The organism is Nitrobacter sp., assembly GCF_051535215.1.
Lineage (GTDB): Bacteria > Pseudomonadota > Alphaproteobacteria > Rhizobiales > Xanthobacteraceae > Nitrobacter.
The window spans coordinates 44,807-66,967 of the sequence record NZ_JBPPLY010000012.1; the positions used below are offsets into that span (position 1 = coordinate 44,807).

The following is a 22,161-nucleotide window of genomic DNA, read 5'->3' on the forward strand; positions in this document are numbered from 1 at the left end:
CTCCAGTTCGCCGAGACTGCGACCGAGTTTTTCCCCGTTTCAACTTCTCTGACTACGGGCGCATTACCAGGCGATGCCTGATGGCGAGCCTGCCTTGGTTTGATCCAGTCCTACCGACGGGCCCGGCAAAGAGATGGCTACGGAAGGGGATATTGATGTCGGCTGTGCTTGTCGATCGCACTAATTTTTGCTGAACATGAAGGTCAAGACGCATGCGCAAAATCAGCTTTGCTGTTAGCGCGATCTTCCTCTTCCGCGCTGCGACTTATGCGCACTGCCTCAACAAGGTTTGTAAGGCCATCGTCGACGACACGCCTGCAATCGAGCGCAATGCATCTTCTGATGGCCACGACCGCCTCTGGAGAAATCAGCCGGCGAATCCCCACGATGCCGGCCTCTTATATTTCGGCGAAGCCCGCTTCACATGTGGCGCATTCAACAAGCTCGGGCTGCAGCGTCGCCCCTGTACGGCGCAATCCCTGCCGGTATGAGCCAACAATTATTTCTGTGCGTCTAAAATGGCTGCCAAAAACTGATCGGAGAGCGTTGCATAATAGGTGCCCTGGCCATCCAGTTGCCAATCGACAATGTTCGGATGATTCCGTTTCTGAGCGGCCTTTGCGTCATCGAGACTTTCGCCACCATTTGTCACAATTCCGAGCAAAATCGGATTGCTTCCCGGTGTCAGAAGGCTGCCACCCGAACATCCATGAGAACAGCCGCAGGCCGTACTTACCCCTGCCGTGGTAAAAGATCCGTAACGGCCCAGGACGGAGCATTCGCCATAGTGCTTTGGACCGGTTTCGTTGGGCGAAGGGGAATGAAAGTCAACGGAGTGCCCGATCGTCACCACACGATTTCCAATTTGAAGGTTTTGACCGAGCGATCCATTCACCGCATAGGGAGTTATATTCTTAGCCGGAAACTTCAGCCGCATAACCGACCAATCGTCCTCCGGGCGCGCGTTTGGACACTTAACGCCGCTTCTGAATTCGGTAGCCACAGGAATGACCTGGTCACCGACGTAGAATGTGCAATCTTGGGGATTCGAGTTCCTGCGACAATTGGTGCCATCGATATCCCATAAGGCGTGACCAGCCGTCGTAATAATATTTGCGTTCCCATTCTTATCTCGAACTGTGAGCTGCGCCGTCAGGTCATAGTGATGTCCAGCGTAAGGCGTCTCTTTAGCTCCATAACATCGCAGTTTTCCCGTAGCGCTGTATCTGGATTGAACGTCACTAGGAAGACTGCTCACCTCAACTCGAGGCGGTGACCCGGTGTAATCCGCAACTTGGATAATATATTTCGAATACTCATCCGGCGAAGCTAAGTCCGCACGCGGACCACAGTTCTCACGAGCAAAACCAGAAATGGAAACAGCGGTGAGTGGCAAAAAAACAATGCGAAACATTCTCATTCTAACCAATCACACCAACGATCAAAACTGTAATTGTTTGCGAACCCATCTGCTGGACCCGCCTTAATGCCGGGCTGGATCTCCGAAGGGAGAAATTTCAGTCGCGAAGCAGCCCGAACTTGCATCTCACGAGGATGCGAATGCGACCGGTTGCCTGGCGCAATGAAGTGCCAGTCGATGCCGTTGTCGTTGCACCAGGCGAGCATGGCGTTGCAGGTGAACTCGGTGCCGTTGTCGGAGACGATTGAGCCCGGCTTGCCGCGCTGCGCGACGAACTCCTCAAGGACCCTGTTCACCTCCCTCGCGCCCGCTCGCGCGGTGCTGGCGGCGTGGATGAACGGTTACAACAACGTTCGCCCAAATAGCCGCCCGGCGGCCTCACACCGAGCGAGTTTGCCGATCACAGTGTTCGTCGACCGCAACGGACTGTGGCGCTGCGCTACGCCGGCGGCTCCGCACCCGCCCGTGAGACCCTTTGGCACAAATGTCACCCGGACTCTACCTGTCGGTGAAGAGTTGGCCCTCACGTCAGTGAATCTACAGATCCCAGCGGATAATAAGCACCAGCTTTCATCTATCTGTTTGCAAAGGATGGCCGAATGACAAACCTAGCTGCGATCAGCAGTCCGTAACTGACCAGCCATTGCAGGTTTTGGAACGATTCCAACCATCGACAGTCCAGTTGCGCGCCTGACCCGGCGACATGTTCAAGTAATCCATCCCATCATCGGTATATATCACAAAGGTGATGTTGCGCCCGCACATGTTGTGTACCCAGAAGCCGACATCACCTCCGTCATCTCGAGGTCGGAACTCCGCACATCCGACCGTTTTGGAGTAAGACAAGTGGGTCGCCGAGTCGAAAGCAGTAGCGATTGCACAAATAGAGATCGTCAAGAACAACCCAACTATTTTTTTCATAACTGAAATCCTCCAAGTTGCGGATTGAAATGCCTTTCCCGAATGCCTGGAACGAGAGCATCGACGCTAACCTCGATCAACCGCTTAGTGCTTCCAACCGTAGCCTCGTCGAGCAAACCACTCCTTCTAGCTTGTGAGGAACTGGGAGTTGTTCATCGCGACTACTGCGAAGAAAGAGCAATTCCGGGCGGAGCGGTCCAGCCTACTCTTGTGCAATAGGCCGCCACCCGTCCTCTGTCATGGCCCATTTAGGCTAAACTGGGCTAATGCGTCTGCACGGAAACCTTGATCGCTTGAACGCTGGATCAGAATAGGGCCGGCGGTTGGTTGGGATCAACGAGTAACGCGATGCTGCGGGGTGGATAACCAGCGACGAAGTCGAGTTGATGTGGCGGACGCCGCCGCCCCGCATGCCGTTTATGCCGCGAGCTATCGATGCGGCAACGCGGGGAAACGCGCCTTAAGCCTTTGAAACCGCCGATAGGATGCGATCCCACACCCCCGCCTTGCGCCATCGGTTGAAGCGGTTCACGCAGGTCGTATGCGGGCCGTAGCGCGCTGGAATGTCCGCCCACGGCGCCCGGTCCGCAAACGCCAGAATATCCCGTTCAGCACCCGCCGGTCATCCACCCGTGCAACGCCCCGCGATTTGTTCGGCAACAACGGCTGGATCACAGACCACTCGAAATCCGTCAGATCAAAACGCGCCATTCAATCCTCCATTGCTGGACGTTTTGAATCACCCTGCGACCAAAAACGAAATCCCCTTTATGGGTTCGTAACCTAGTGTCCGCAGTATACCTCTAGCCCTAGCTTGAGCGAAGCTGCTCAGAAAAATGAGCCAAACGACGTCGCACTTCTTGTCCTGGCAGCCGACATCTTGGATGGGCGAGCAGAGTGCTCAATCCGTGTGGAGCCGGTCGAAAGCAACATGATTGCCTTCAGCGAACTGGTCGAAGAGCCATAACACACCATGCATGTCGATCTGCTCCGCGACGGCGAGCTCGCGCAATGTCCCATCGCCGGTCAGGAGCGTCCACTGGCGAGCCTCGGCGATCGCAAAGGCGAATGTATCCGGAACGGAGAGACGGGCTCCTGTCGCCGGACAGCCGTGGCGCGGCTCAACTCGGCGGGGCTCAGGACTTCGATGCGCAGCCCCAGCCCCACCAACTGATCGCCAAGCTCGCCGGCCAACTCTCTCGCATAGAGCAAGTCGGGCACAGCGAACTCGAAGGGCAGACGGAACATGTCCTCAAGGAGTTGTGCTCGCTCGAGGTCAATCAGCACCGATGTGTCGGAGACGAGAACTGGCACTTATCAAGCCGTCACCTGGTCCAATCTCGCGTCGAGTTCGCGGACGGATATGCCAAGCAGTTCCGCGGCGCGGGATTCCCCGATCACGCCTTCGGCCAACGCCCGGTAACATAGCCGCTCGAAACGCTTGGGTTCCTCCAGATCTGGCTCCAACGTTTCCGGCTCTTTGTAGGGCGCCGTTCTCCATCCCCGCTCGGCGAAGATCTTGAACAGCCGTGAGAAGGAGGCCTGGCTGATGATGCCGAGGTCCTTGCAGCGGTAAGCGAGCGCCTGAATGCTCACGCCGAAGCGCTTTTTCAGAGCGACCAGTTCACCGAGGCTGATCGACGAACGATGGACGCCGACTTCGGCGCGCAGGACGTCAGCCGGCATCAAAAAGGCGCCAGCGAAGCGATGCGCGGCCTTCTCCTCGTCGACGTCACCTGATGGTGCGATGACCATATGGCCGAGTTCATGGGCGAGGTTGAAGCGCTTGCGCTCGGACCACGTGCTGCGCTTGATGACGATGACGCGTGCTGCTGCCCGGTCCTTGCGCCTGACCTTGGCGGCAAGGCCGTCGATATCGTCGAGATCGAGCGACAGGATCTTGATGCCGCGCTCCTCGAGTAGCTCGGCGAGCTGCGGGATCGGGTCATTTCCGAGGCCCCAATCATCACGCACGGAACGCGCCGCATCTTCAGCATCGCGCAAGTCAGCGACGGGGTGAGGCGCACTTCGCGGCTGCTCCCACTCGACGCTGCGCATCTGCAGGAGATCCTCGACGGCGAGATAGCGCTCAAGCATGTGAATGGCGCGCGCCTCAAGGACGGCCTCCTCCTTCGAAGACGCTCCGACCTTCTTCCTGAAATCTACCCCCTCCAGGGCAATCTCGTCCTCACTGAGGAGATATTCCTCCGTGACGTCGAGCGCCTTTGCGAGGGCCATCAGGACGCGCGAACTCGGCATGTCCTCGTTTCGCTCATATTTTCCAATGGCTTGAGCCGAAACAATGCCTTCCATGGCATCGGAGAGCGCGCGCAGCGACAGGCCCGACGCGGATCGGGCTACTTTGAGCTTGTTTCCGATCATGGTGGCCTCCTTGCGACTATTAGTTTCCAAAACTACGATATAGATCGAAAATTGTAAACCAGAATCCCTTGAAAACTGGCCTAAAATAGCTCACATGTGAGTACAGCGCTGTTCCTCATTCCGGTTTTGTAAACCGACGGGCGCGGCGGCCGCGGCAGACCCATCCAATCGGGCGGGCGACGGACAGGCGCCGAGCGAGAAAAGGAAGAGGCGATGGCGTTGAGCAATACGGAACTTCGATACTATGACAGCAACGTCCTGCGCCTGCCGGACGACAAACGGAAAGAGTATCACGAGCAGGTCGACCGGCTGATCGTCGAACTGTGTAAGGGCGTCCGCGACAAGACCGAGATCAAGATCACCAAGGTGGTGAAGGCTGGCTCCTTCGCCAAATATACGATCTTGCGAAAGACAAGCGTAGATCCGGTCGACGTCGATGTGGTGTTCTACATTTCCGGGCGCGACGCCGACAAGGAGACGCTCGATAGCCTGAACAACACGATCTACGACCTGTTGATCAAGCAGTACCCCAACAAGTCGGTCGAGGATTTCGAGATCCAGCGTAAGGCCGCGACAGTGACTTTTGTTGGCACCGGGCTCAGCGTCGACATTGTCCCGGTGATCGAGGATGAGAACCGGCCCGGTTATGGATGGCAGTTCGACATCCACGATGGCTCGAAGATTCAGACCTGCGCCCCGTGCCAGATCAAGTTCGTTCGGGATCGCAAGAATCAGGACGGCGACTTTCGCACGCTCGTGCGCCTAGCGAAGAAGTGGCGCAATCACGCGGAGATCAAGCCGCTCAAATCCTTCGCCATCGAGCTGATCATGGCCCACGTGTTGGCGACGCAGGGTAATTCGGGGGGCATCGAGCAGCGCTTTCGCAACTTCCTCCTTTACATCGCTCAGTCGGGTCTGAAGGAGCAGATCAGCTTCCCCGAGAACACCGCGCCGTTCGGGACCTTCACCGATCCGGTGGTGATCCTCGATCCAGTTTACAGCCTGAACAACGTGACCAGCCGTATCTCGGAAGCCGAACGCAAGGAGATCGTCGCGGCCGCGGAGGCGGCATGGGAGGCCGCCAATTTCGCATCTGCCGAGAATGACAATGAGGTCTGGAAGGAGATCTTCGGCCCTCGCTTCAAGACGGAGGACTGAGATGAGCCAGACCAGAACCGCAAGCGCTACCTACACGGTTGTCGACATCGAGAACGTCGTCCGTCGCGTGAAAGCTGACCTTGTAATGATCGCCGACAGCACTGGTGGTTGGACGTCCGCCAAGGCTGCCGAATATGCGCATGATGTCGAGGTTCTGGCAAAAGCCGGTTATCTCGCTTGGGTCGACGTCACGCTGTTCAGCAATGGCGTCGAGGTCAAAGCCGTCAGGTTCGAGGTCGATACCGACGCCGGTTCGCTCACCACGAGCAGGCCCGGGGGTGTCCTCTGGCCGAAGGTGGCGGGGGCATATCTGCGCATCATCCTCAGCTACACCGACGCCTACACGAGTGCCGCGCGCCAGGCCATGAAGGGCAAGCTCAAGATCGGGTCACCTCTTATGACGACACCAGCTATGCCAGCCTGACTTCCTCGGGCGGCCGCAACTACGTCAGCAACGCCTATGGCATGCAGAGAAAGGATTGGGCAGCGTGAGCCAGCCGAGCACCTTCGATAGCGAAACTCCACTTCCCAATGAGGCGCTCGCCAAGCGGGAAAAGACGCTGCTTGGCTTTGCGTCGCGTTATTCCCGCATCCACGACCAGCTTCGGCTGCTCTTGAATGTTGGTGGCCTGGGGGACTGGAACCGCAAGCATCATGGCGGCAAGCTCGCAATCTGCGATCTCGTCGCCGAGCAATATCCGCTGGTGATTTTCCACGGCGACGTCGGGACCGGCAAGACGGCGATGGCCGAGTGCATCGCTAATAAGCTTGTGGCTGAGGCCAAGAGCGAGGACTCGATCCTTGATCTCGTCCATTGCGGTGGCTCTCAAGTCGGATGCCGGTCGGCCAGTTCGCGCAGATAAGGCCACGGATAGATGCCACGGTCATGTCCATCCGAAAACGAGAGACGCAATGCGTAATTCCCGATCGGTTCGATAGAGACCACATGTAGCTCGGGCGATATCACAAGCTCGATGCCATCGACTTGACGACGAATTTCCGTGGCCGCGCGGCTGGCGCGGCGCAGTCGTTCGGCCTCGATGCGTCTGACGCCGCAATCAGGCCATGTCAACGCGAGCGCCGTAGCGCCGTCAATGAGTTCGACGTTAGTTGGTTGCATTTTTCATCCAGATTGTCATTTGCAGTCGTCTTGTATGTTCGATCTCGTAATCGATGCGCGCAATAAATTGCTTTTGCGGGATTGCGGATGGGCATGGCCAATTTCTGCGGTGAGCCGCTATTAGGGCAAGCCAGTGCAATCACTGTCGTCTGAATTGGTGCAAGCTTTGTGAAGGGAGCTGAGACGACGGACGGCGCGTCTCAGACGCTCCAGGCCGTATCGGTCACGCTCACCGATTGCGAAATGAGTTGAAGTTTGGTGACGGTGTCAGCGACAGGCGGCTGGCCGTTGATCTGACGCGTCGCTCAGAAATTCACGCCAGGAACAACATTCTCGTGAACGTCATCGATAAAAAATTGGTATGGCGGCGAGTGCAGATTTGCGAGCTGGATTGTCTTCGACGCGAATAAATCAGACGGCATTCGTCCACTGAAAGCGCGAACATGTCTAGGCAGTTGAGGTTTGAGGAAAACGGTTCTCTCCATAAAAACCGATAGAAAAAACGAAGTGTGATTGGTTGCCAGCCAAAAACAAACGTGACGCGCTTTGCGAAATAACAGCGGGAGCGTTGTTATTTTTCCTCGCGTATCGACATTCCGCTTTTTGCTGCACATCATTCCGCATCTGAGTTTGTCGATCCGAAGTTTGTGCTCGATAACAAGGCGGGAGATTCAAGTGAAGCGCGGCGACTTTGATAGCCGGAGAGGTCGTGGTTGTTGCGACACAAGCATCGGTGTTGAAAGAGAGCCGGCCGCCGGTAATCGGCGTAACCCGACAAGGTGTTGTCGACAGACTTCATAGCCTGGCCCGCTTTCACAAGCATCGTCGTTCGCGACAGCGTTCCTTGCGGGTCGGACGTTCTCAATCATTACAACTCGATCGGAGAATTTAACATGCGTTCGTTCGAACGATTGATGGCGGTTGCCATCTTGTCGATAAGCGTCGTCGCGGCATCCGTAGGAGTATCCTACGGTCAAGACAAAGTCGTCCGTGTCGGCTACCAGAAATACGGAAACATCATCCTGCTCAAGGGCAAAGGGAGCCTCGAGAAAAAGCTCGCTCCTCTTGGCTTCAAGGTCGAGTGGAAGGAGTTCCCGTCCGGCCCTCCGCTGCTCGAAGCATTGAACGTGAACGCCATCGACTTCGGGCATGCGGGTGAATCGCCACCGATCTTCGGTCAGGCCGCCGGCGCGCAATTTCTTTACGTCGCGCACGAGCCGCCAGCGCCGAAGGGGGAAGCAATCCTGGTGCCGAAGACATCGTCGATCAAAACGGTTGCCGACCTCAAGGACAAGAAAGTAGCGCTCAACAAGGGCTCCAACGTTCATTACCTGTTGGTGAAGGCGCTGGAGAAGGCGGGCCTGAAATATGCCGACATCGAACCGGTCTTCCTCGCGCCGGCCGATGCTCGTGCTGCTTTCGAGCGTGGTTCGGTCGATGCCTGGGTGATTTGGGATCCGTATCAGGCTTCCGCGGAAGTCGCGACGGGTGCCCGCACCATTGCCGATGGGACGGGGCTTGCGCCCAATCACCAGTTCTATCTTGCCAACCAGAAATTCACCGAGGCTCATCCGGAGATTGTCGATGCGGTGATCGATGCGATCGCTGATATCGACCGTTGGGCAGATGGCAAGGAGAAGGCGGTCGCCGAGGAACTCAGCGCGGGCATCGGTATTCCGGCTCCCGTGCTGGAAATCGCGCTCAAACGCCAGACCTATGGAATCCGGCCGCTCGATGACAAGGTGGTCGCCGGTCAGCAAAGCATCGCCGATACCTTCTACGCATTAGGGCTTCTGCCGAAACCCCTGGTCGTCTCATCAGTCGTCAGAAAGGCCGGGTTATGAGCGCTGCTCCGGCTGCAAACGCCAACATCCTCTGGTTTCTGCCGACCCACGGTGATGGCCGCTATCTCGGCACCACCACCGGTGGCCGCGAGGTGAACTTCAGCTACCTGCGCCAGATCGCTCAGGCCGCCGACCAACTCGGCTACTACGGCGTGCTGTTGCCGACCGGCCGGAGCTGCGAGGATTCGTGGGTGACGGCCTCTGCGGTGGCGCCGTGGACCGAACGCCTGCGTTATCTGGTGGCGGTGCGCCCCGGTCTGCAATCGCCGACGGTCGCAGCACGGATGACGGCGACGCTGGATCGTGTATCCAACGGCCGTTTGCTGATTAACGTCGTGACCGGAGGCGACCCGGTCGAAAACAAGGGCGACGGCATCCATCTCGATCATGACGAACGCTATGTCGTCACCCGTGAATTCCTGAATGTCTATCGCGCGCTGCTGGCAGGCGAGACCGTCAACATAGAAGGCAAGCATATCCGCATCGAGGATGGCCGCCTGCTGTTTCAGCCGGTTCAGCAGCCGCATCCGCCGCTTTACTTCGGGGGATCGTCGGATGCGGGCATCGATGTCGCGGTCGATACCGTCGACAAGTACTTGACCTGGGGCGAGCCTCCGGCGCAGGTCGCGGACAAGGTCAATCGCGTCCGCGCGGTGGCGGCGGCACGAGGACGCCAGCTCAGTTTCGGAATCCGGCTGCACGTCATTGTGCGCGAGACCAATGCCGAGGCCTGGAGGGCCGCGGACGAACTGATCTCGTACGTCACCGACGATACCATCGCGGCTGCGCAAAAGATCTTCTCGCGGATGGACTCCGTCGGCCAACAGCGCATGGCGCAGTTGCATGGCGGGCGTCGCGACAAGCTCGAGATCAGTCCCAACCTGTGGGCAGGCGTCGGGCTGGTGCGCGGCGGTGCGGGTACGGCCCTGGTCGGCGATCCCGATACGGTCGCGGACAGGATCAGGGAATATCAGGACGTCGGTATCGATACGTTCATTCTGTCCGGCTATCCGCATCTGGAGGAAGCCTACCGCTTTGCCGAACTAGTGTTTCCGCTGCTGTCGCCGCCGACGCGCGACAACGTTAAATCCATCCGGCTCAACACCGGGCCGTTCGGCGAGACCATCGCCAATGAGAGCCGTCCGACCGACGTGCGGCCGCTGCAGCGGGAGATCGCACGCTCATGAGCATGGCGGAGACGCTTTCGGGCGACCGCAAGTGGCGGCTGCCGCGTCTTGACGGCATCATTCAATGGATCCTGCCGGCCGCTATCCTGCTTGTCTGGCAGGTCGCCTGCAACACGGGCTATGTGCCGGCACGCGTGCTGCCGGCGCCGACCGATGTCGTGCTGGCGGGCTGGAAATCGCTGCAGTCGGGCGAACTGGTCCGCAACATATGGGTCAGCTTCTGGCGCGCGACCATTGGCTTCTTGATCGGCGGCGGCATCGGCTTCGCGTTTGGACTTGCCAATGGGCTTTCGCAGCTCAGCGACAAACTGACCGACACCACCTTGCAGATGGTCCGCAACGTGCCGCATCTGGCGCTGATCCCGCTCGTCATTCTGTGGTTCGGCATCGACGAGTCGGCAAAGCTGTTTCTTGTGGCGCTCGGCGTGTTCTTCCCGGTCTATCTCAACACGCTGCACGGCATCCGCACCGTCGACCCGCAACTGATCGAGATGGGGCGCATCTATGACATGAGCAGCGGGGAACTGTTCCGCCGCGTCATCTTTCCGAGCGCGCTGCCCTCGATCTTCGTCGGCGTGCGCTTCGCGCTCGGCATCATGTGGCTGACCCTGATCGTGGCGGAGACCATCGCGGCGTCGTCGGGGCTTGGCTACATGGCGATGCAGGCGCGTGAATTCATGCTGATCGACGTCGTCGTGCTGAGCATCCTGATCTATGCGCTGCTCGGCAAGCTGGCCGATAGCGCTTCGCGTTTCCTCGAGCAACTGACCCTGTCCTGGCATCCAGCGTTTCAAAAGCAATGAGAGTGACCATGCAGCAATCCCTTCGCGTGTTTCCTGACGTAGACTTCGTGCCCCCGGCCAAACTGATCGAGCAGGCGCGGATTGCCCGTCGGGCATCCGAGCCGAAATTTGAGCCAAAGTCCGAACCCCGGCCAGGCGGACTTTCTCTGACCATTCGGGATTTGCGAAAATCGTTTGGTGAGAATGAGGTGCTGCGCGGGATCGACCTGCATATCCCGGCGGGCCAGTTCGTCGCTATCGTCGGTCGCAGCGGATGCGGCAAGAGTACCTTGCTGCGGTTGATCGCTGGACTTGAGACTGCGACTGCAGGCTCTATCAGCCTTAGTGAAAACCCGCGCGCGGAAGATGTGCGCGTCATGTTCCAGGAGCCGCGATTGCTTCCGTGGGCGACGGTTGCGGCAAACGTCGAGGTTGGCCTGGGTCGCGAGCGCGCAGCGCACGACGCCAAGACGCGCGCTGAGCAGACGCTCGCGGAGGTCGGGCTGTACGACAAGCGTGGTCAGTGGCCGCGTATCTTATCCGGCGGACAAAAGCAGCGCGTCGCACTTGCCCGCGCGCTGGTCAGCCATCCGCGTCTGCTGGCATTCGATGAACCGCTCGGTGCGCTCGATGCCTTGACCCGGATCTCGATGCAGAGATTACTTGAACGAGTATGGAGCGATCAGGCGTTCACCGCGATCCTCGTTACCCACGATGTCGCAGAGGCGGTAGCGTTGGCCGATCGCGTGCTGGTGATCGACCAGGGGCGGATCGCTCATGACGTGCAGATCAATATCGCTCGTCCGCGCCGGCGCGGTTCTGCCGATCTCGCCGCGCTCGAGGGATCGATCCTGCAGGAGCTGTTGAAAGAAGATCGGTCGGCCGATGCCTGATGGACGAGCCACTTTTCATTTGAGGCCATCATGAATTTAGTCGTTCGAGACGTTCCACGGGGACGCGGGATCGCGTCAGGCGAGTTCCGGAACGCCATGCGTCATCTGACCGGCGGCGTCAGTGTCATCACGGCCGGGCGTGGCAGTGATATTTCGGGGATGACGGTAACCTCGGTCGCCTCGCTGGCAATCCAGCCGCCAACCCTCACGGTCGCTATCAACCTCAAAGCGTCAACATTGCCGTTGATCCGGCGGTATGGAGCTTTCGGCGTCAACATTCTGTCCGGCGAACAAACCGATGTTGCCGAATGTTTTACCGGCAAGGACGGGCATAAGGGAGCGGAGCGCTTCGCCGGAAGTTCGTGGACAACGGGCGCGTTCGGCGTGCCGCTGCTCGCGGAGGCGCTGGTTGCCATCGGCTGCGAGCTGGAAGAAATCATCGAGCGGCACTCTCACGTTATCGCGCTTGGCCGCGTTGTTCATCTGGCTGCATCGCAAGGAAATACAGCTCTTGCCTATTGGCGAGGTGAATACATTACGATTGAACGAAACAGCGATACATAGCGGAAACTCCGATTAAGCGAAGAGATAAGCCCTATGACTCAAGCTGTGGCTTAGACCTTGGCGGCGATAAAGGAGCTTGCGTTCCGGGGCTATTGGTCGGCTTTAAAGCTCCGGTTGCAGAATGCCTTGTACCCACGAACACAGGTCGCTGGCGGGTCCTGTGGCCAACCAGTCGGTAGAGTACAGCGCACCGTCCGCTGGTGCTGCTCCGACGGCCGCAATCACCGACATCCTATTATGAACTCGTCACGGACTGGTAAAACCGTCATCATTACCGCACTTGCCGATCGAAGATGTGACGTCAGGATTTAGACGAAGGCACCGAATGACTTGATGTTCCTTCATCCATTGAGAGTTGCATCCGAAGGACTCAGTGGTGTTTTTCGAGCTGGCCGCTGCTGTCCACAACGAGCAGCGCTTGCTTGCCGTCTTTCATTCGCCGTCTATGCCTTCGGTAGCCGACTCGAAGTCGTTGACCTGCGTGTAGCCCCCCCCGTGTGAATCCCAGCGATGAGTTCTTTCTGGGTGAAGGCACGTGCAGACGAAAGTCCGCCCATAGCTGCAAACAGCAGGGTCGCTGGAACCACCGTTTATTGTCTTAGGGTCGTTCTCCTGGTTGTGTCCCTGCCCAGTAACGTTCGTTTTCCGGCGTTGCTCTGCTAGATAATCCCCGTCAACCGCAGCACGATGCCCGTGGTGCAGGAAGCGGCGAGAACGACGAGCATCCCAACTTTGAAGCGGAAGATCGCAGTAGCCGCGGCGACCGACAGGGCGAGAGCCGGCAGGTCGATGCTGGTCAACACCGGCGCGTCGAACGACAGGCCGAATCCGTGAATCGGGAACGTTTCTCGGAACACAGTGTGCAGTGCGAACCAGATCGAGAGATTGAGGATCACTCCGACGACCGCCGCGGTGATGGTCGAGAGGGCGCCGGCGAGTGCCTTGTTGCCTCGCAGCGCCTCGATGTAGGGCGCTCCGACGAAGATCCACAGGAAGCAAGGTGTGAAAGTTACCCAGGTCGCCAGCAGCCCGCCGAGCGTAGCGGCGAGCACAGGAGACAGCCCGCTCGCCTCGCGAAACGCGGCCATGAAACCCACAAATTGAACGACCGTGATGAGAGGTCCAGGCGTGGTCTCCGCCATGCCGAGACCATCAAGCATCTCCCGCGGCGTAACCCAATGATAGTATTCAGCGGCCTGCTGCGCGACGTAGGCCAGCACGGCGTAAGCTCCGCCGAACGTTACCATCGCCATTTTGCTGAAGAAGATCGCGATTTGGCCGAAGACATCGCTAGGCCCCAGCACGATGAGGAGTGCGAAGACGGGAGTGAGCCAGATGGTAAGCCAAACGGCCAAGACTCGCAGCGTGCGCGACGTGTTCGGTCGAACGTGTTCCGGAATCGCTTTGCCGAGCATGCTGTCGATCACGGCAGAATTCTTGCCACCGTGCTCCAGAGCGGCAAACTCCGGCCGGCCAAGCCGGGCGCCAACGAAGCCGATGAGAGCGGCGGCAACGATAATCAGCGGAAACGGCGCCCCGAAGAAGGAGATCGCGACGAACGCGATCGCCGCTAGTCCGACCATGATCGGACTGCGGAGCGCGCGCTTACCGACGCGGACCACCGCCTGGATCACGATGGCGAGCACTGCGGCCTTGAGACCCAAGAACAGGGCCTCGACGAACCCGACGTTGCCGTAGGCTGCTTAGATATAACTGAGCCCCATGATGGCGACGACGCCAGGCACGATGAACAGGCCGCCCGCCATGACGCCGCCGACAGTCCGGTGCAGCAGCCAGCCGATGTAGGTGGCAAGCTGCTGTGCTTCGGGTCCCGGCAACAGCATGCAATAGTTCAACGCGTGCAAAAATCGGCTTTCCGAGATCCAATTTTTCTCTTCAACCAGGATGCGATGCATGACCGCGATCTGGCCGGCCGGCCCGCCGAAGCTCAGAATGGCCACCCGAAGCCAGACGAGAAGTGCCTCGCTGAAGGAGATGCCGTGCGCCGGCGCCTCGATGCCAACCTTTTGGTTCGCTGCGAGGTGGGTCATGGCTTCACCTTATTGGTCGGCCAATTGTGGGTCTCTCTCGTCGCTTCGCGACACCACCGGTAGAACGCGTCGTACAGCAGAAAGCCGACATTCAACTGTTCGAGATCGTCGTCGAACATGCGCGACAGACCAAGCGAGGCGGCAAGCAATCCGGGGGCCTCCGGAGAAAGATCGAGGCGCGCCGTGTCGGCGGCGCGGACCATCGTTGCCAATCGCTCCATCGAAGGCGTCGAAAGGCCAAATTCCTTCACCATCACGTCGAACGTGCACAATTCGCCGCGATGGCTCCAGAAAACATTCTCGATATCGAAAGCAGTAGCTTCGAAGCGCTCGGCCACAGATGCGACTTCGGCCGACGTCACAAACATGAAGACAGCGGCGGGATCGACGAAGCGGCGGATCAGCCATGGACAAGCAATGCGATCGATCTTGGGGCGTGACCGCGTGACCCAGACTCTGCGGCCATGTCCGTCGCGCCTGGGAATCTTGTCGGCAAGGACCGTCGGAAGCTCGGCTTCCCGCCAGCCAAGATAACCGCCTTCGAGGACCTCAGCCGCAACGTTGCCGCAACGGAGCCACGCCGCGGTCCCTTCGCTAAGTTGCTCGCCCTTGTTGCACACGACGACCACCGACTGTCTCATCAAGCGGGGGCCCCAGTCCTGGACGTCGAGATACGAGTGCCGCACAGCGCCAGGTATCAGACGTGGGTCCGCCGAGAAGTCCTCGTCGAGACGAACATCGATGAGTGTCGGCGCGCCTGCCGTGCCGATAAGTCGGGAGAGTTTGTCGGATGAAATCGATGTGTATGATGCTGACATGCTGCGTCCTTGATGGTTCAGGACGCGATTCTTGGGCATGTCGCCTCGCGGGGAGATCGCACATCCCCGTGGTTTGAATAGAAACCCTGACGGCCGGGCTGTCAACCGGGGTATGCCCGACGTTATAGTGGAACCATCCAATGATCTTTGCCTATTCGGTTTTTACCCATCGGCGCGACATGTAGGATGACGCCATTCGCCAGAATAAAGCGCTTCGTAAGTCGGCGCGGTAGCTTCGCCAGCGATGCCGAGCAGTGAGCGGAAGGCGTTGAACGGATAGAATCGCCGAATCCAACCTCGCTCTTTCCACGCTCATATACATTGCACCTCACAAAGGCGGCCGCTATCGCCGGAAGCGCACGCCCTCGCCTGGATTCTCACTCGCTGCGAAAAACTCAATGCCGTACTCATCTTCGAGAACGCGCTGCATCGCTTCGAGAACCTTTCGGCGACGCGGGTCCATTTTCTTGCCGTCATCAGTTTCAACAACGCTCACCGCTTGACGGGTCACTCCTGCCTTTTCAGCCAACGTCGCTTGATCAACTCCCGCCATTACTCGCCCGGCTCGTATGAGCCGAGGCGAAGGCCAGATAGATTCAGTTCGCAACGATTTGTTAACCATGCACCATGAGTCGGCGCTGGCGCGAACATCCGGCGCGGCTGGCGGAGCTGGAAGCGTCGGGCTTCCGGTGCCGACTTTGCAACGATGATGGCACGGAAAGCCGGCTCGAGGTCCACCATCGCACTTATAAGAATCTCGGCAACGAGCACGTGGGTGAGCCGACGACGTTGTGTCGGGGTTGTCATCGCCTGGTGACCGATCATCAGCGCCGGCTCCGTTATGCGGGTGTGCCGCCGAAGATCTTCGACGTGCGCCTGGCGCTGGAAAATGCCCCGCCGCTGTTCGACCCAACATTCAAGGAGACATTGTAATGTCGGTTGAGCGCCTTCGCGTTCGCCTCAATGGAGAGCGGCCCCTTCTCATGCATAGTTCGCGCCTTGCTGATCCACTTGATCAGATCAAGATCGACCTCGATCGACTCACTAAAAAGCGCGACAAGACGATTGCCGATCACGAACAGATCGCCAAGGTCGAATGGCATGGTGGCTTGTGGTTGCTTGATGGCGAGCCTTGCATTCCGAGTGAGGCCATCGAGTCCGCTTTCGTCGCGGCCTCTAAGACACGCCGAAAAGGCAAACAGGCCAAAGCGGGGTTCTCCTGCCCGACATCACCGCTGCTGCAATATAAGGGGCCGCGCGATCTGCCGTCATTGTGGGACGACAAGGCTTTCCGCTTCAGGTTCCCCGTTAATGTCAACGACGCGAAAGTCATGCGCACCCGGCCACGGTTTGCCGCGTGGCACGTTGTTGCCGAGGTCGAGTTTCTGCCGAGCCTTCTCAATCCGAACGAAGTCATTGAGATTTTCGAGGTTGCCGGGATGCGTGAAGGTCTGGGCGACTGGCGCCCGAAATTCGGCAAGTTTTCCGTGACCCGGCTTGAGTAAATCCGGCGCGCCGTCGGCGTGGCGGGGCGTGGCCCGATGAGGCAGTGCACGGCCCCGCGTGGCAAGGCGAGAGCTCCGTAACCGGAGCTGCTCCTCTCTCACAATCAACCCATCCCTCAAGGGGATTAACGCGCTGGTCCGCCTGCGCGAACAGGGGAGCTTTGTCGTGCGTTCCTCCGACGTCACCTTGGTTACAGTCGCTCCAGCCGTACTGTCCCCGATCACATTGCCGCATAAGTATGCAGCCCGGCCGACTGCTCGCCCGGGTCGGGATATCTCATGGCCGTTCGATCCGAACGACGTCACGCCACTACAATGGTGGCGCACGATGCCGGCGGACCGGCTCAATGACGCGCAGTATTTGCTGCTGCGGGCAACCCTGGAGAAGGTCAGCCTGATCAAGCGGCGAGAGTGGCTCAGCGGCATGCGCGGCGACGCCGCGGCCAGCATCGCGATTGCGCTTCATTGCCTGCCGATTACGGCTGTCGCGCTCGAGGTCGGTCTCGCGATGAGCGCTGTTGCGCTGCATGCGCTTGGCGGTGATGCGGCATCCGCTATGCTGCTGTCGCACATTCTGCGCCGCGTCCCCTTGGACCATCCGTTTGCCCGGGACTTGGCGTTGTCGTGGCTCGCACTCAACCTGCGCCGTGCCATGCAGATAAGGACGAAGGAGACGGCTCAGGCATCTCTGGCGCCGGAAGGTGGCCGCTCGCCCGATCATGGCGATGCCTTCTTTATGGGAGGCCGCGCATGAAGCTTCAGATCTTCTCCGATCTTCACATCGGCGTGGCACCCATCAAGCCGATCAAGATTGCCAAGGACATCGACGCGGTCGTCGTCGCCGGCGACACCTGCGAGGGCACGGTGCGCGCGTTCGAGCACCTGCGGCAGATCGTGCCGCTGGCCATCCCCATTGTGATGGTGATGGGCAACCACGAGTACTACCGCCGCTTCATACCGGATGAGCTGGCGCTGGCGAGGGAGCAAGCACCGTCGTTCAACGTTCACGTATCGGAGAACGACAGCATCGTCATCGGCAATAGCACTGTCGTCGGCTGCGTGCGTTTCATTGGTGCGACGCTGTGGACGGACTACGCCATCTTCGGCGCGGCGAATGTCGCGGCGGTGATGAATGCCTGTGCCAACGGCATGAATGACCACAGGCTGATCGGCTGGCAGAAGCAGCCGTGGCTGCGATTCCGGCCGCAGGAGGCGGTGCTGCTGCATCATCAGTCGAAAGCGTTTCTGACCGAGATGCTGGCGACACCGTTCGATGGTCCGACCGTGGTGGTGACCCACCACGCGCCACACTGGAACTCCGTGCATCCGCGCTTCCGCAGCGATCCCGTGACCGGGGCCTTCGTATCCGACATGTCCGCGCTGATCGAAACTTATCAACCGACACTCTGGGTGCACGGCCACGTCCACAACTCCAGCGACTACCGCGTCGGGACGACCCGTGTGCTGGCGAATCCACATGGGTATGGGCCTGAGAACCCGGACTTCAACGGCGAACTCGTGGTGGAGATCGGTCTGTGATGCCGCCTTGTCCCGATCATCCTGCCGTCTTCACCCAGTTTTTTGATCCCTTCGTTTTGGTGCTGTCATGTTGACACAACTGTTTCCATTGCTCGATCCAGTCCACGCCACCTCCGACCTGGTCCTACGGCTGCGCGCGCTGGCCGATGACGCCGCGCATCTGCAGCATGTCCGGTCGGTCTCGCCCGCTCTGCTGCGGTCCGCCCCCCTCCTCAAATTCTGGGTGCCTGCCCTGAGGCCGGAAGGCCTGCGGCTGATCGGCCAGGTCACCGGTCACCCGCTGATCAAGGGTCGTATGATCATGACCTCGCCGCTGTGGTTCGCCGACCCCGCGGGCCGCTGGGTCCGCACGCTGTCGCGCTACTACCGGCTGGGTCCGCCCGCCAACCCGGTCGAAGCCAGTCTCATCACATCCCTGCAAATCACGGCGCCTGACACCGGCAACGATGAAACCTCGGAGAAGGGGGCATGAGCACTGACACCACCACCGACAAGATCACCGATCCGGGCCTGCCGACGATCCACGATGCGATCACAACGGGCGCCGCCGCCGACTCTTCTGAGGCCGACGACGGGCTCAAGGACCTGCCGCGCGTCCTGCGCTATGCCATGCTGGTCTCAACCACCGCGAAGCACATCGACCAGCGGCTCGCGGCGGAGATCACCGAGCTTTGCCCGGATCTCGCGCTCACCACCGGCTGGCTTGCCGGCCGCGAGACCGAATCCGGCCAGGATCTGGCGACCGATCTGGGCCTGCTGCTTGCCAGCGAGCTCGACCGCCTGGCGGTTAGCAAGGACCGGACGGATTTGCGGTCCCTGGCCGATTGCGTACGGCTGCTATCGCTACCGGTGCCGACCGACATCTGTCATTTTGGCGAACATCTGCGCGTGGCCAAGAGCCTGCTGATTGCATTCGTCGGTTTTGCGCGCAGCTGCGATGACGAGGAGTTGTGCTCGGACCTTGAACGGTTCTGCTTTGGCTGGGCGGCACTTCCCAGCTGCGGCCATCTGTTGAGCCGTTATGACCGGTCCGCAGCCTACGCCGCGGATATCGTCGGTGCACGAATGGCGGAGCATCAGGTCGAGGCCGCCAAGGCTTCGATCTGGAAGCTGGTCGAGGACAGGGCTGCGCGGGAGAAGAAAGAACAGGCCGAGCAAAAGAGCGTCAAGGCCGAAAACTCAGCGGCATCTTCTCTCGATACGGTTCCGGAGCATCATCTGGTGGTCGCCCGTCTCGCCGACGAGCAGATGAAGAAGCAAAAACTGATGGAAGTTGTGCGCCCGTTGAAGAGCGTCATCAACGTCGCGCTGCCGTTGATCATGGCACCGCCGCTGCATCAGGTGCGCAATACCCTGCTGTTCGAGTTCCCCTATGCCGCCGATGTCATCGACTTCGTGCTTGCCGATCTGGTCGGCCGGGCGACGGTGCGGCTGCGCCCGCTGCTCCTGGTGGGAGACCCCGGCGGCGGCAAGTCGCGCTTTGCCCGCCGCCTCGGCGAAGTGCTGGGTGTAAGCGTCTGGCGCGAGGATGCGTCCCGTTCCGATGGTGCAGTGTTCGGCGGCACCGATCAGCGCTGGTACTCGGCTGAACCGTGTCATCCGTTCCTCGCCGTCGGTCGGGCCAAACATGCCAACCCGATGGTCTTGCTGGACGAACTGGAAAAGGCTGGCACACGTACCGACTACGGCCGGCTGTGGGATTGCCTGCTCGGCTTTCTCGAACCGGAGACCAATTGCCGTTATCCTGATCCCGCGTTGCAGGTCACGCTCGATCTCAGCCAGGTCAACTATATCGCGACCGCCAACAGCCTCGATCCGTTGCCATCGCCTCTCCGCGACCGGTTCAGGGTTGTCACCTTCCCGAAACCCGCCGCGAGCGATCTGGACGCGCTGCTGCCGGCTGTGATCACCGACCTCGTCGGCGAACGTGGTCTCGACAGCCGATGGGTTACTCCGCTCGATGGCACCGAGCGCATGGCCGTCGCCACCCATTGGCGCGGCGGCTCGGTCCGCCGCTTGCGCCGGCTGATCGAGGCGATCTTACGCGAACGCGATCTTCGCGCCGCCAGGAATTGAGTGAGACACGGTCATGAATGATCGTCCTCATCACGTGCGATTACCCTCACGGCTGCCACGACGCCCGGCTATTGCTGCAGCCAGTACCCCCTGTCTTAGGCAATTTCGCGAATCCCGCTACATTCGGCACCCATACGCACAGGACCAACACCGTGACCGAACCCCAGATCGTCTGCCCGAACTGCCATACCGAAATCAAACTGACTGAATCCCTCGCAGCGCCACTTGTCGCTGAGACAAGACGTCAGTTCGAGCAGCAGCTTGCGGCGAAGGAGGCTGACTTCGGCAGACGCGAAGCGGCACTCCAAAAGACGCAGGACGATCTTGCCAGGGCACGCGAGGCGATTGATGAGCAGGTCGCAGCTAGACTGAAAGCCGAGCGCGCATCCATCGCGGAAACCGAGGCGCAGAAGGCCCGCGCCGCACTGGCCAACGATCTCGAACGACCAGCAACTCGCCGAGTTGCAACAGAACCTGACCGCAAACAATGCCAAACTCGCTGAGGCCCAGGCGGCCCAGGCCGAGATCATGCGCAAGTCCCGCGAGCTTGATGATGCCAAACGGGAAATCGAGCTCACCGTCGAGAAGAAGGTGCAGGAGAACCTGACAGCTATCCGGGACAGGGCAAAGCTTGAAGCGGAAGAAGCGCTCAAAGCGAAAGTGTCTGAGAAAGAAGCTCAAATCGCGGGGATGCAGCGCCAGATTGAAGATCTGCAACGCAAGGCGAGTCAGGGCTCACAGCAACTGCAGGGCGAAGCGCTCGAACTGGAATTGGAATCTCTGCTGCGCGGGCGCTTCCCGCGTGATCTGATCGAGCCGGTGCCGAAGGGTGAATTCGGCGGTGACGTCCTTCACCGCGTGCTCGGCCCCGCAGGACAGAGCTGCGGCGCCATCCTTTGGGAATCCAAGCGAACCAAAAATTGGAGCGACGGCTGCCCGAGCAACAGCTGAACTGCCCGGATGTTACCCGTCTTCTTGTAGATTTGCGAAGCTTTCGTTCGCCTCATCGAATGCGTCCCATAGCGTTTAGGGTCAAGGCCGATGCTTGCTACCCATCGGTCCACTATCCGATCATACTGCCGTGTCGATACATGCGGCTTCGAGCGCACTCTGCTTGGAAAGATGAAGTCCGCTCGATTCAAACCTTGATAAATGATCCAGCCTGAACAGCCGCCCTAGTCTGCTCGGTGATCTCGAACTGAACGGTCTTCCGGTTTTCTTTTGTGATCACACCGCGATCTCTCATCCTGCCCGAGAGCGCGATATCTCCTACTCAAAGGGCAACAAGGTTGCAGCCACGCAGCTTGCTGTCGATCACCAGATTGTAGACGCGTCCGGATACTCCAGACTTCCTTGGGTTTGAGAGGCGGCTTCTGACCGATAATGCGTCCACGATTCCAAATAGACATGGCAAATCTCTCATGCCACCCTCCGCAACCGCATCGCTGTCATGTCAGCGCATAGATCATACATCCATACAAAAATGCCGCACGGTCAGACATGCGCTAAGCGGAGCTTTCCGAATCGATCGCGCAACGCCGCACTTGGACCGGAGGCGGCCCAAGTGCTTGAGCGGCAGGAGCCAAGCGGCCGGGGCATCGAAGCCTTCCCCATTCATAGGACTGGTCGGAGCGAGCGCTATTACTGCAGCGGTAAAATCAAGTACAATAAGTACAACAGCGAACGACAACCCGATAGGAGCCATTTGGCAAATGTGCGACGTTCGCTTTCCTCCAAACTTTGCGGAATATTATTAGAGTAGAAGTATGGCAAGAAGGTCATCGGGATTGGGAGAGCGAACAGCACGGAAGGGATTGAGGTACCAAGATCGTGCTTCGGCCGCTCTTGCTTATCAAGCCTTGGTGGAAGGCACACTGTCATTCATCGCCTTAGCCGACGAT

At 59.4% G+C, this 22,161-nt stretch carries 20 protein-coding genes and 6 pseudogenes; 15 read left to right on the forward strand and 11 right to left on the reverse strand.

The genetic code is table 11. The features are described from left to right. Window positions 1-212 precede the first annotated feature (212 nt). Window positions 213-491: a hypothetical protein gene (locus tag ACS3WB_RS12130; RefSeq protein ID WP_438275813.1), complete on the forward strand. Its 279-nt coding sequence runs from the start codon at window positions 213-215 to the stop codon at window positions 489-491. A gap of 8 nt (window positions 492-499) precedes the next feature. Here ACS3WB_RS12130 and ACS3WB_RS12135 read toward each other — a convergent pair whose 3' ends face one another. The 4 genes and pseudogenes from ACS3WB_RS12135 to ACS3WB_RS12150 all read right to left on the reverse strand — a co-directional run bounded on the left by ACS3WB_RS12135 (window position 500) and on the right by ACS3WB_RS12150 (window position 4,723). Beyond that, window positions 500-1,414: a hypothetical protein gene (locus ACS3WB_RS12135; RefSeq protein ID WP_438275814.1), complete on the reverse strand. Its 915-nt coding sequence runs from the start codon at window positions 1,412-1,414 to the stop codon at window positions 500-502. A gap of 158 nt (window positions 1,415-1,572) precedes the next feature. Further along, window positions 1,573-1,746: pseudogene (locus ACS3WB_RS12140) on the reverse strand (integrase catalytic domain-containing protein); the annotation flags it as partial. 1,061 nt (window positions 1,747-2,807) lie between these two features. Beyond that, a pseudogene (locus ACS3WB_RS12145) lies at window positions 2,808-3,052 on the reverse strand (transposase); the annotation flags it as partial. A gap of 606 nt (window positions 3,053-3,658) precedes the next feature. After that, window positions 3,659-4,723, reverse strand: coding sequence for a helix-turn-helix domain-containing protein (locus ACS3WB_RS12150; RefSeq protein WP_438275815.1), 1,065 nt, complete (start codon window positions 4,721-4,723; stop codon window positions 3,659-3,661). 213 nt (window positions 4,724-4,936) lie between these two features. Between ACS3WB_RS12150 and ACS3WB_RS12155 the strand changes: the two genes are divergently transcribed. Next, window positions 4,937-5,881: a CBASS oligonucleotide cyclase gene (locus ACS3WB_RS12155; RefSeq protein ID WP_438275816.1), complete on the forward strand. Its 945-nt coding sequence runs from the start codon at window positions 4,937-4,939 to the stop codon at window positions 5,879-5,881. Window position 5,882: 1 nt separating this feature from the next. Further along, complete coding sequence (locus tag ACS3WB_RS12160) at window positions 5,883-6,305, forward strand: hypothetical protein (protein WP_438275817.1); 423 nt, start codon at window positions 5,883-5,885, stop codon at window positions 6,303-6,305. A 34-nt stretch (window positions 6,306-6,339) separates the two neighbouring features. On the opposite strand, the gene ACS3WB_RS12165 is transcribed toward ACS3WB_RS12160, so the two are convergent. Beyond that, window positions 6,340-6,696, reverse strand: a complete 357-nt coding sequence (locus ACS3WB_RS12165; protein WP_438275818.1) for a hypothetical protein — start codon at window positions 6,694-6,696, stop codon at window positions 6,340-6,342. Window positions 6,697-6,707: 11 nt separating this feature from the next. After that, on the reverse strand, window positions 6,708-7,001 hold the full coding sequence (locus ACS3WB_RS12170) for a gamma-butyrobetaine hydroxylase-like domain-containing protein (RefSeq protein WP_438275819.1): 294 nt from the start codon (window positions 6,999-7,001) through the stop codon (window positions 6,708-6,710). An 893-nt stretch (window positions 7,002-7,894) separates the two neighbouring features. On the opposite strand from ACS3WB_RS12170, the gene ACS3WB_RS12175 reads away from it, so the two are divergent. Genes ACS3WB_RS12175 through ACS3WB_RS12195 form a run of 5 tightly spaced genes read left to right on the forward strand, consistent with a single transcriptional unit; the run spans window position 7,895 to window position 12,271 of the window. After that, window positions 7,895-8,845, forward strand: coding sequence for a sulfonate ABC transporter substrate-binding protein (locus ACS3WB_RS12175; RefSeq protein ID WP_438275820.1), 951 nt, complete (start codon window positions 7,895-7,897; stop codon window positions 8,843-8,845). Continuing rightward, complete coding sequence (ssuD, locus tag ACS3WB_RS12180) at window positions 8,842-10,032, forward strand: FMNH2-dependent alkanesulfonate monooxygenase (protein WP_438275821.1); 1,191 nt, start codon at window positions 8,842-8,844, stop codon at window positions 10,030-10,032. The genes ACS3WB_RS12175 and ssuD overlap by 4 nt, the downstream gene beginning before the upstream one ends. Beyond that, complete coding sequence (locus ACS3WB_RS12185) at window positions 10,029-10,835, forward strand: ABC transporter permease subunit (protein ID WP_438275822.1); 807 nt, start codon at window positions 10,029-10,031, stop codon at window positions 10,833-10,835. The genes ssuD and ACS3WB_RS12185 overlap by 4 nt, the downstream gene beginning before the upstream one ends. An 8-nt stretch (window positions 10,836-10,843) precedes the next feature. Continuing rightward, window positions 10,844-11,707, forward strand: coding sequence for an ATP-binding cassette domain-containing protein (locus tag ACS3WB_RS12190; RefSeq protein WP_438275844.1), 864 nt, complete (start codon window positions 10,844-10,846; stop codon window positions 11,705-11,707). Between the two features lie 30 nt (window positions 11,708-11,737). Next, a complete protein-coding gene (locus tag ACS3WB_RS12195) occupies window positions 11,738-12,271 on the forward strand; it encodes a flavin reductase family protein (protein WP_438275823.1) in 534 nt (177 codons plus the stop codon). Between the two features lie 659 nt (window positions 12,272-12,930). Here ACS3WB_RS12195 and chrA read toward each other — a convergent pair. The 4 genes and pseudogenes from chrA to ACS3WB_RS12215 form a co-directional block, all read right to left on the reverse strand. After that, window positions 12,931-14,322 (reverse strand): annotated as a pseudogene (gene chrA / locus ACS3WB_RS12200) (chromate efflux transporter). Beyond that, the gene (locus tag ACS3WB_RS12205) at window positions 14,319-15,140 is read right to left on the reverse strand and encodes a chromate resistance protein ChrB domain-containing protein (protein WP_438275824.1); all 822 of its coding nucleotides are present in this window, start codon (window positions 15,138-15,140) and stop codon (window positions 14,319-14,321) included. The pseudogene chrA and the gene ACS3WB_RS12205 overlap by 4 nt, the downstream one beginning before the upstream one ends. Window positions 15,141-15,302: 162 nt before the next feature. Further along, window positions 15,303-15,428: pseudogene (locus tag ACS3WB_RS12210) on the reverse strand (IS1595 family transposase); the annotation flags it as partial. A 55-nt stretch (window positions 15,429-15,483) separates the two neighbouring features. Continuing rightward, window positions 15,484-15,693, reverse strand: a complete 210-nt coding sequence (locus ACS3WB_RS12215) for a helix-turn-helix transcriptional regulator (protein ID WP_438275825.1) — start codon at window positions 15,691-15,693, stop codon at window positions 15,484-15,486. Window positions 15,694-15,767: 74 nt separating this feature from the next. Between ACS3WB_RS12215 and ACS3WB_RS12220 the strand changes: the two genes are divergently transcribed. From ACS3WB_RS12220 to ACS3WB_RS12250, 7 genes and pseudogenes are all read left to right on the forward strand, one after another. Then, complete coding sequence (locus ACS3WB_RS12220) at window positions 15,768-16,073, forward strand: hypothetical protein (RefSeq protein WP_438275826.1); 306 nt, start codon at window positions 15,768-15,770, stop codon at window positions 16,071-16,073. After that, entirely contained in the window at window positions 16,073-16,645 is a 573-nt protein-coding gene (locus tag ACS3WB_RS12225) for a hypothetical protein (protein ID WP_438275827.1), read from the forward strand. Before ACS3WB_RS12220 ends, ACS3WB_RS12225 begins: the two co-directional genes overlap by 1 nt. Window positions 16,646-16,811: 166 nt before the next feature. After that, a complete protein-coding gene (locus ACS3WB_RS12230) occupies window positions 16,812-17,399 on the forward strand; it encodes a hypothetical protein (RefSeq protein ID WP_438275828.1) in 588 nt (195 codons plus the stop codon). Further along, complete coding sequence (locus tag ACS3WB_RS12235; protein ID WP_438275829.1) at window positions 17,396-18,184, forward strand: metallophosphoesterase; 789 nt, start codon at window positions 17,396-17,398, stop codon at window positions 18,182-18,184. Before ACS3WB_RS12230 ends, ACS3WB_RS12235 begins: the two co-directional genes overlap by 4 nt. A 67-nt stretch (window positions 18,185-18,251) precedes the next feature. After that, entirely contained in the window at window positions 18,252-18,656 is a 405-nt protein-coding gene (locus ACS3WB_RS12240) for a DUF6634 family protein (protein WP_438275830.1), read from the forward strand. Beyond that, the gene (locus tag ACS3WB_RS12245; protein WP_438275831.1) at window positions 18,653-20,260 is read left to right on the forward strand and encodes an AAA family ATPase; all 1,608 of its coding nucleotides are present in this window, start codon (window positions 18,653-18,655) and stop codon (window positions 20,258-20,260) included. Before ACS3WB_RS12240 ends, ACS3WB_RS12245 begins: the two co-directional genes overlap by 4 nt. Before the next feature lie 152 nt (window positions 20,261-20,412). Then, window positions 20,413-21,193, forward strand: a pseudogene (locus ACS3WB_RS12250) (DUF2130 domain-containing protein); the annotation flags it as partial. Here the strand turns inward: ACS3WB_RS12250 and ACS3WB_RS12255 are convergent. Continuing rightward, window positions 21,112-21,669: pseudogene (locus ACS3WB_RS12255) on the reverse strand (tyrosine-type recombinase/integrase). The pseudogenes ACS3WB_RS12250 and ACS3WB_RS12255 overlap by 82 nt on opposite strands. Window positions 21,670-22,161 lie beyond the last annotated feature (492 nt).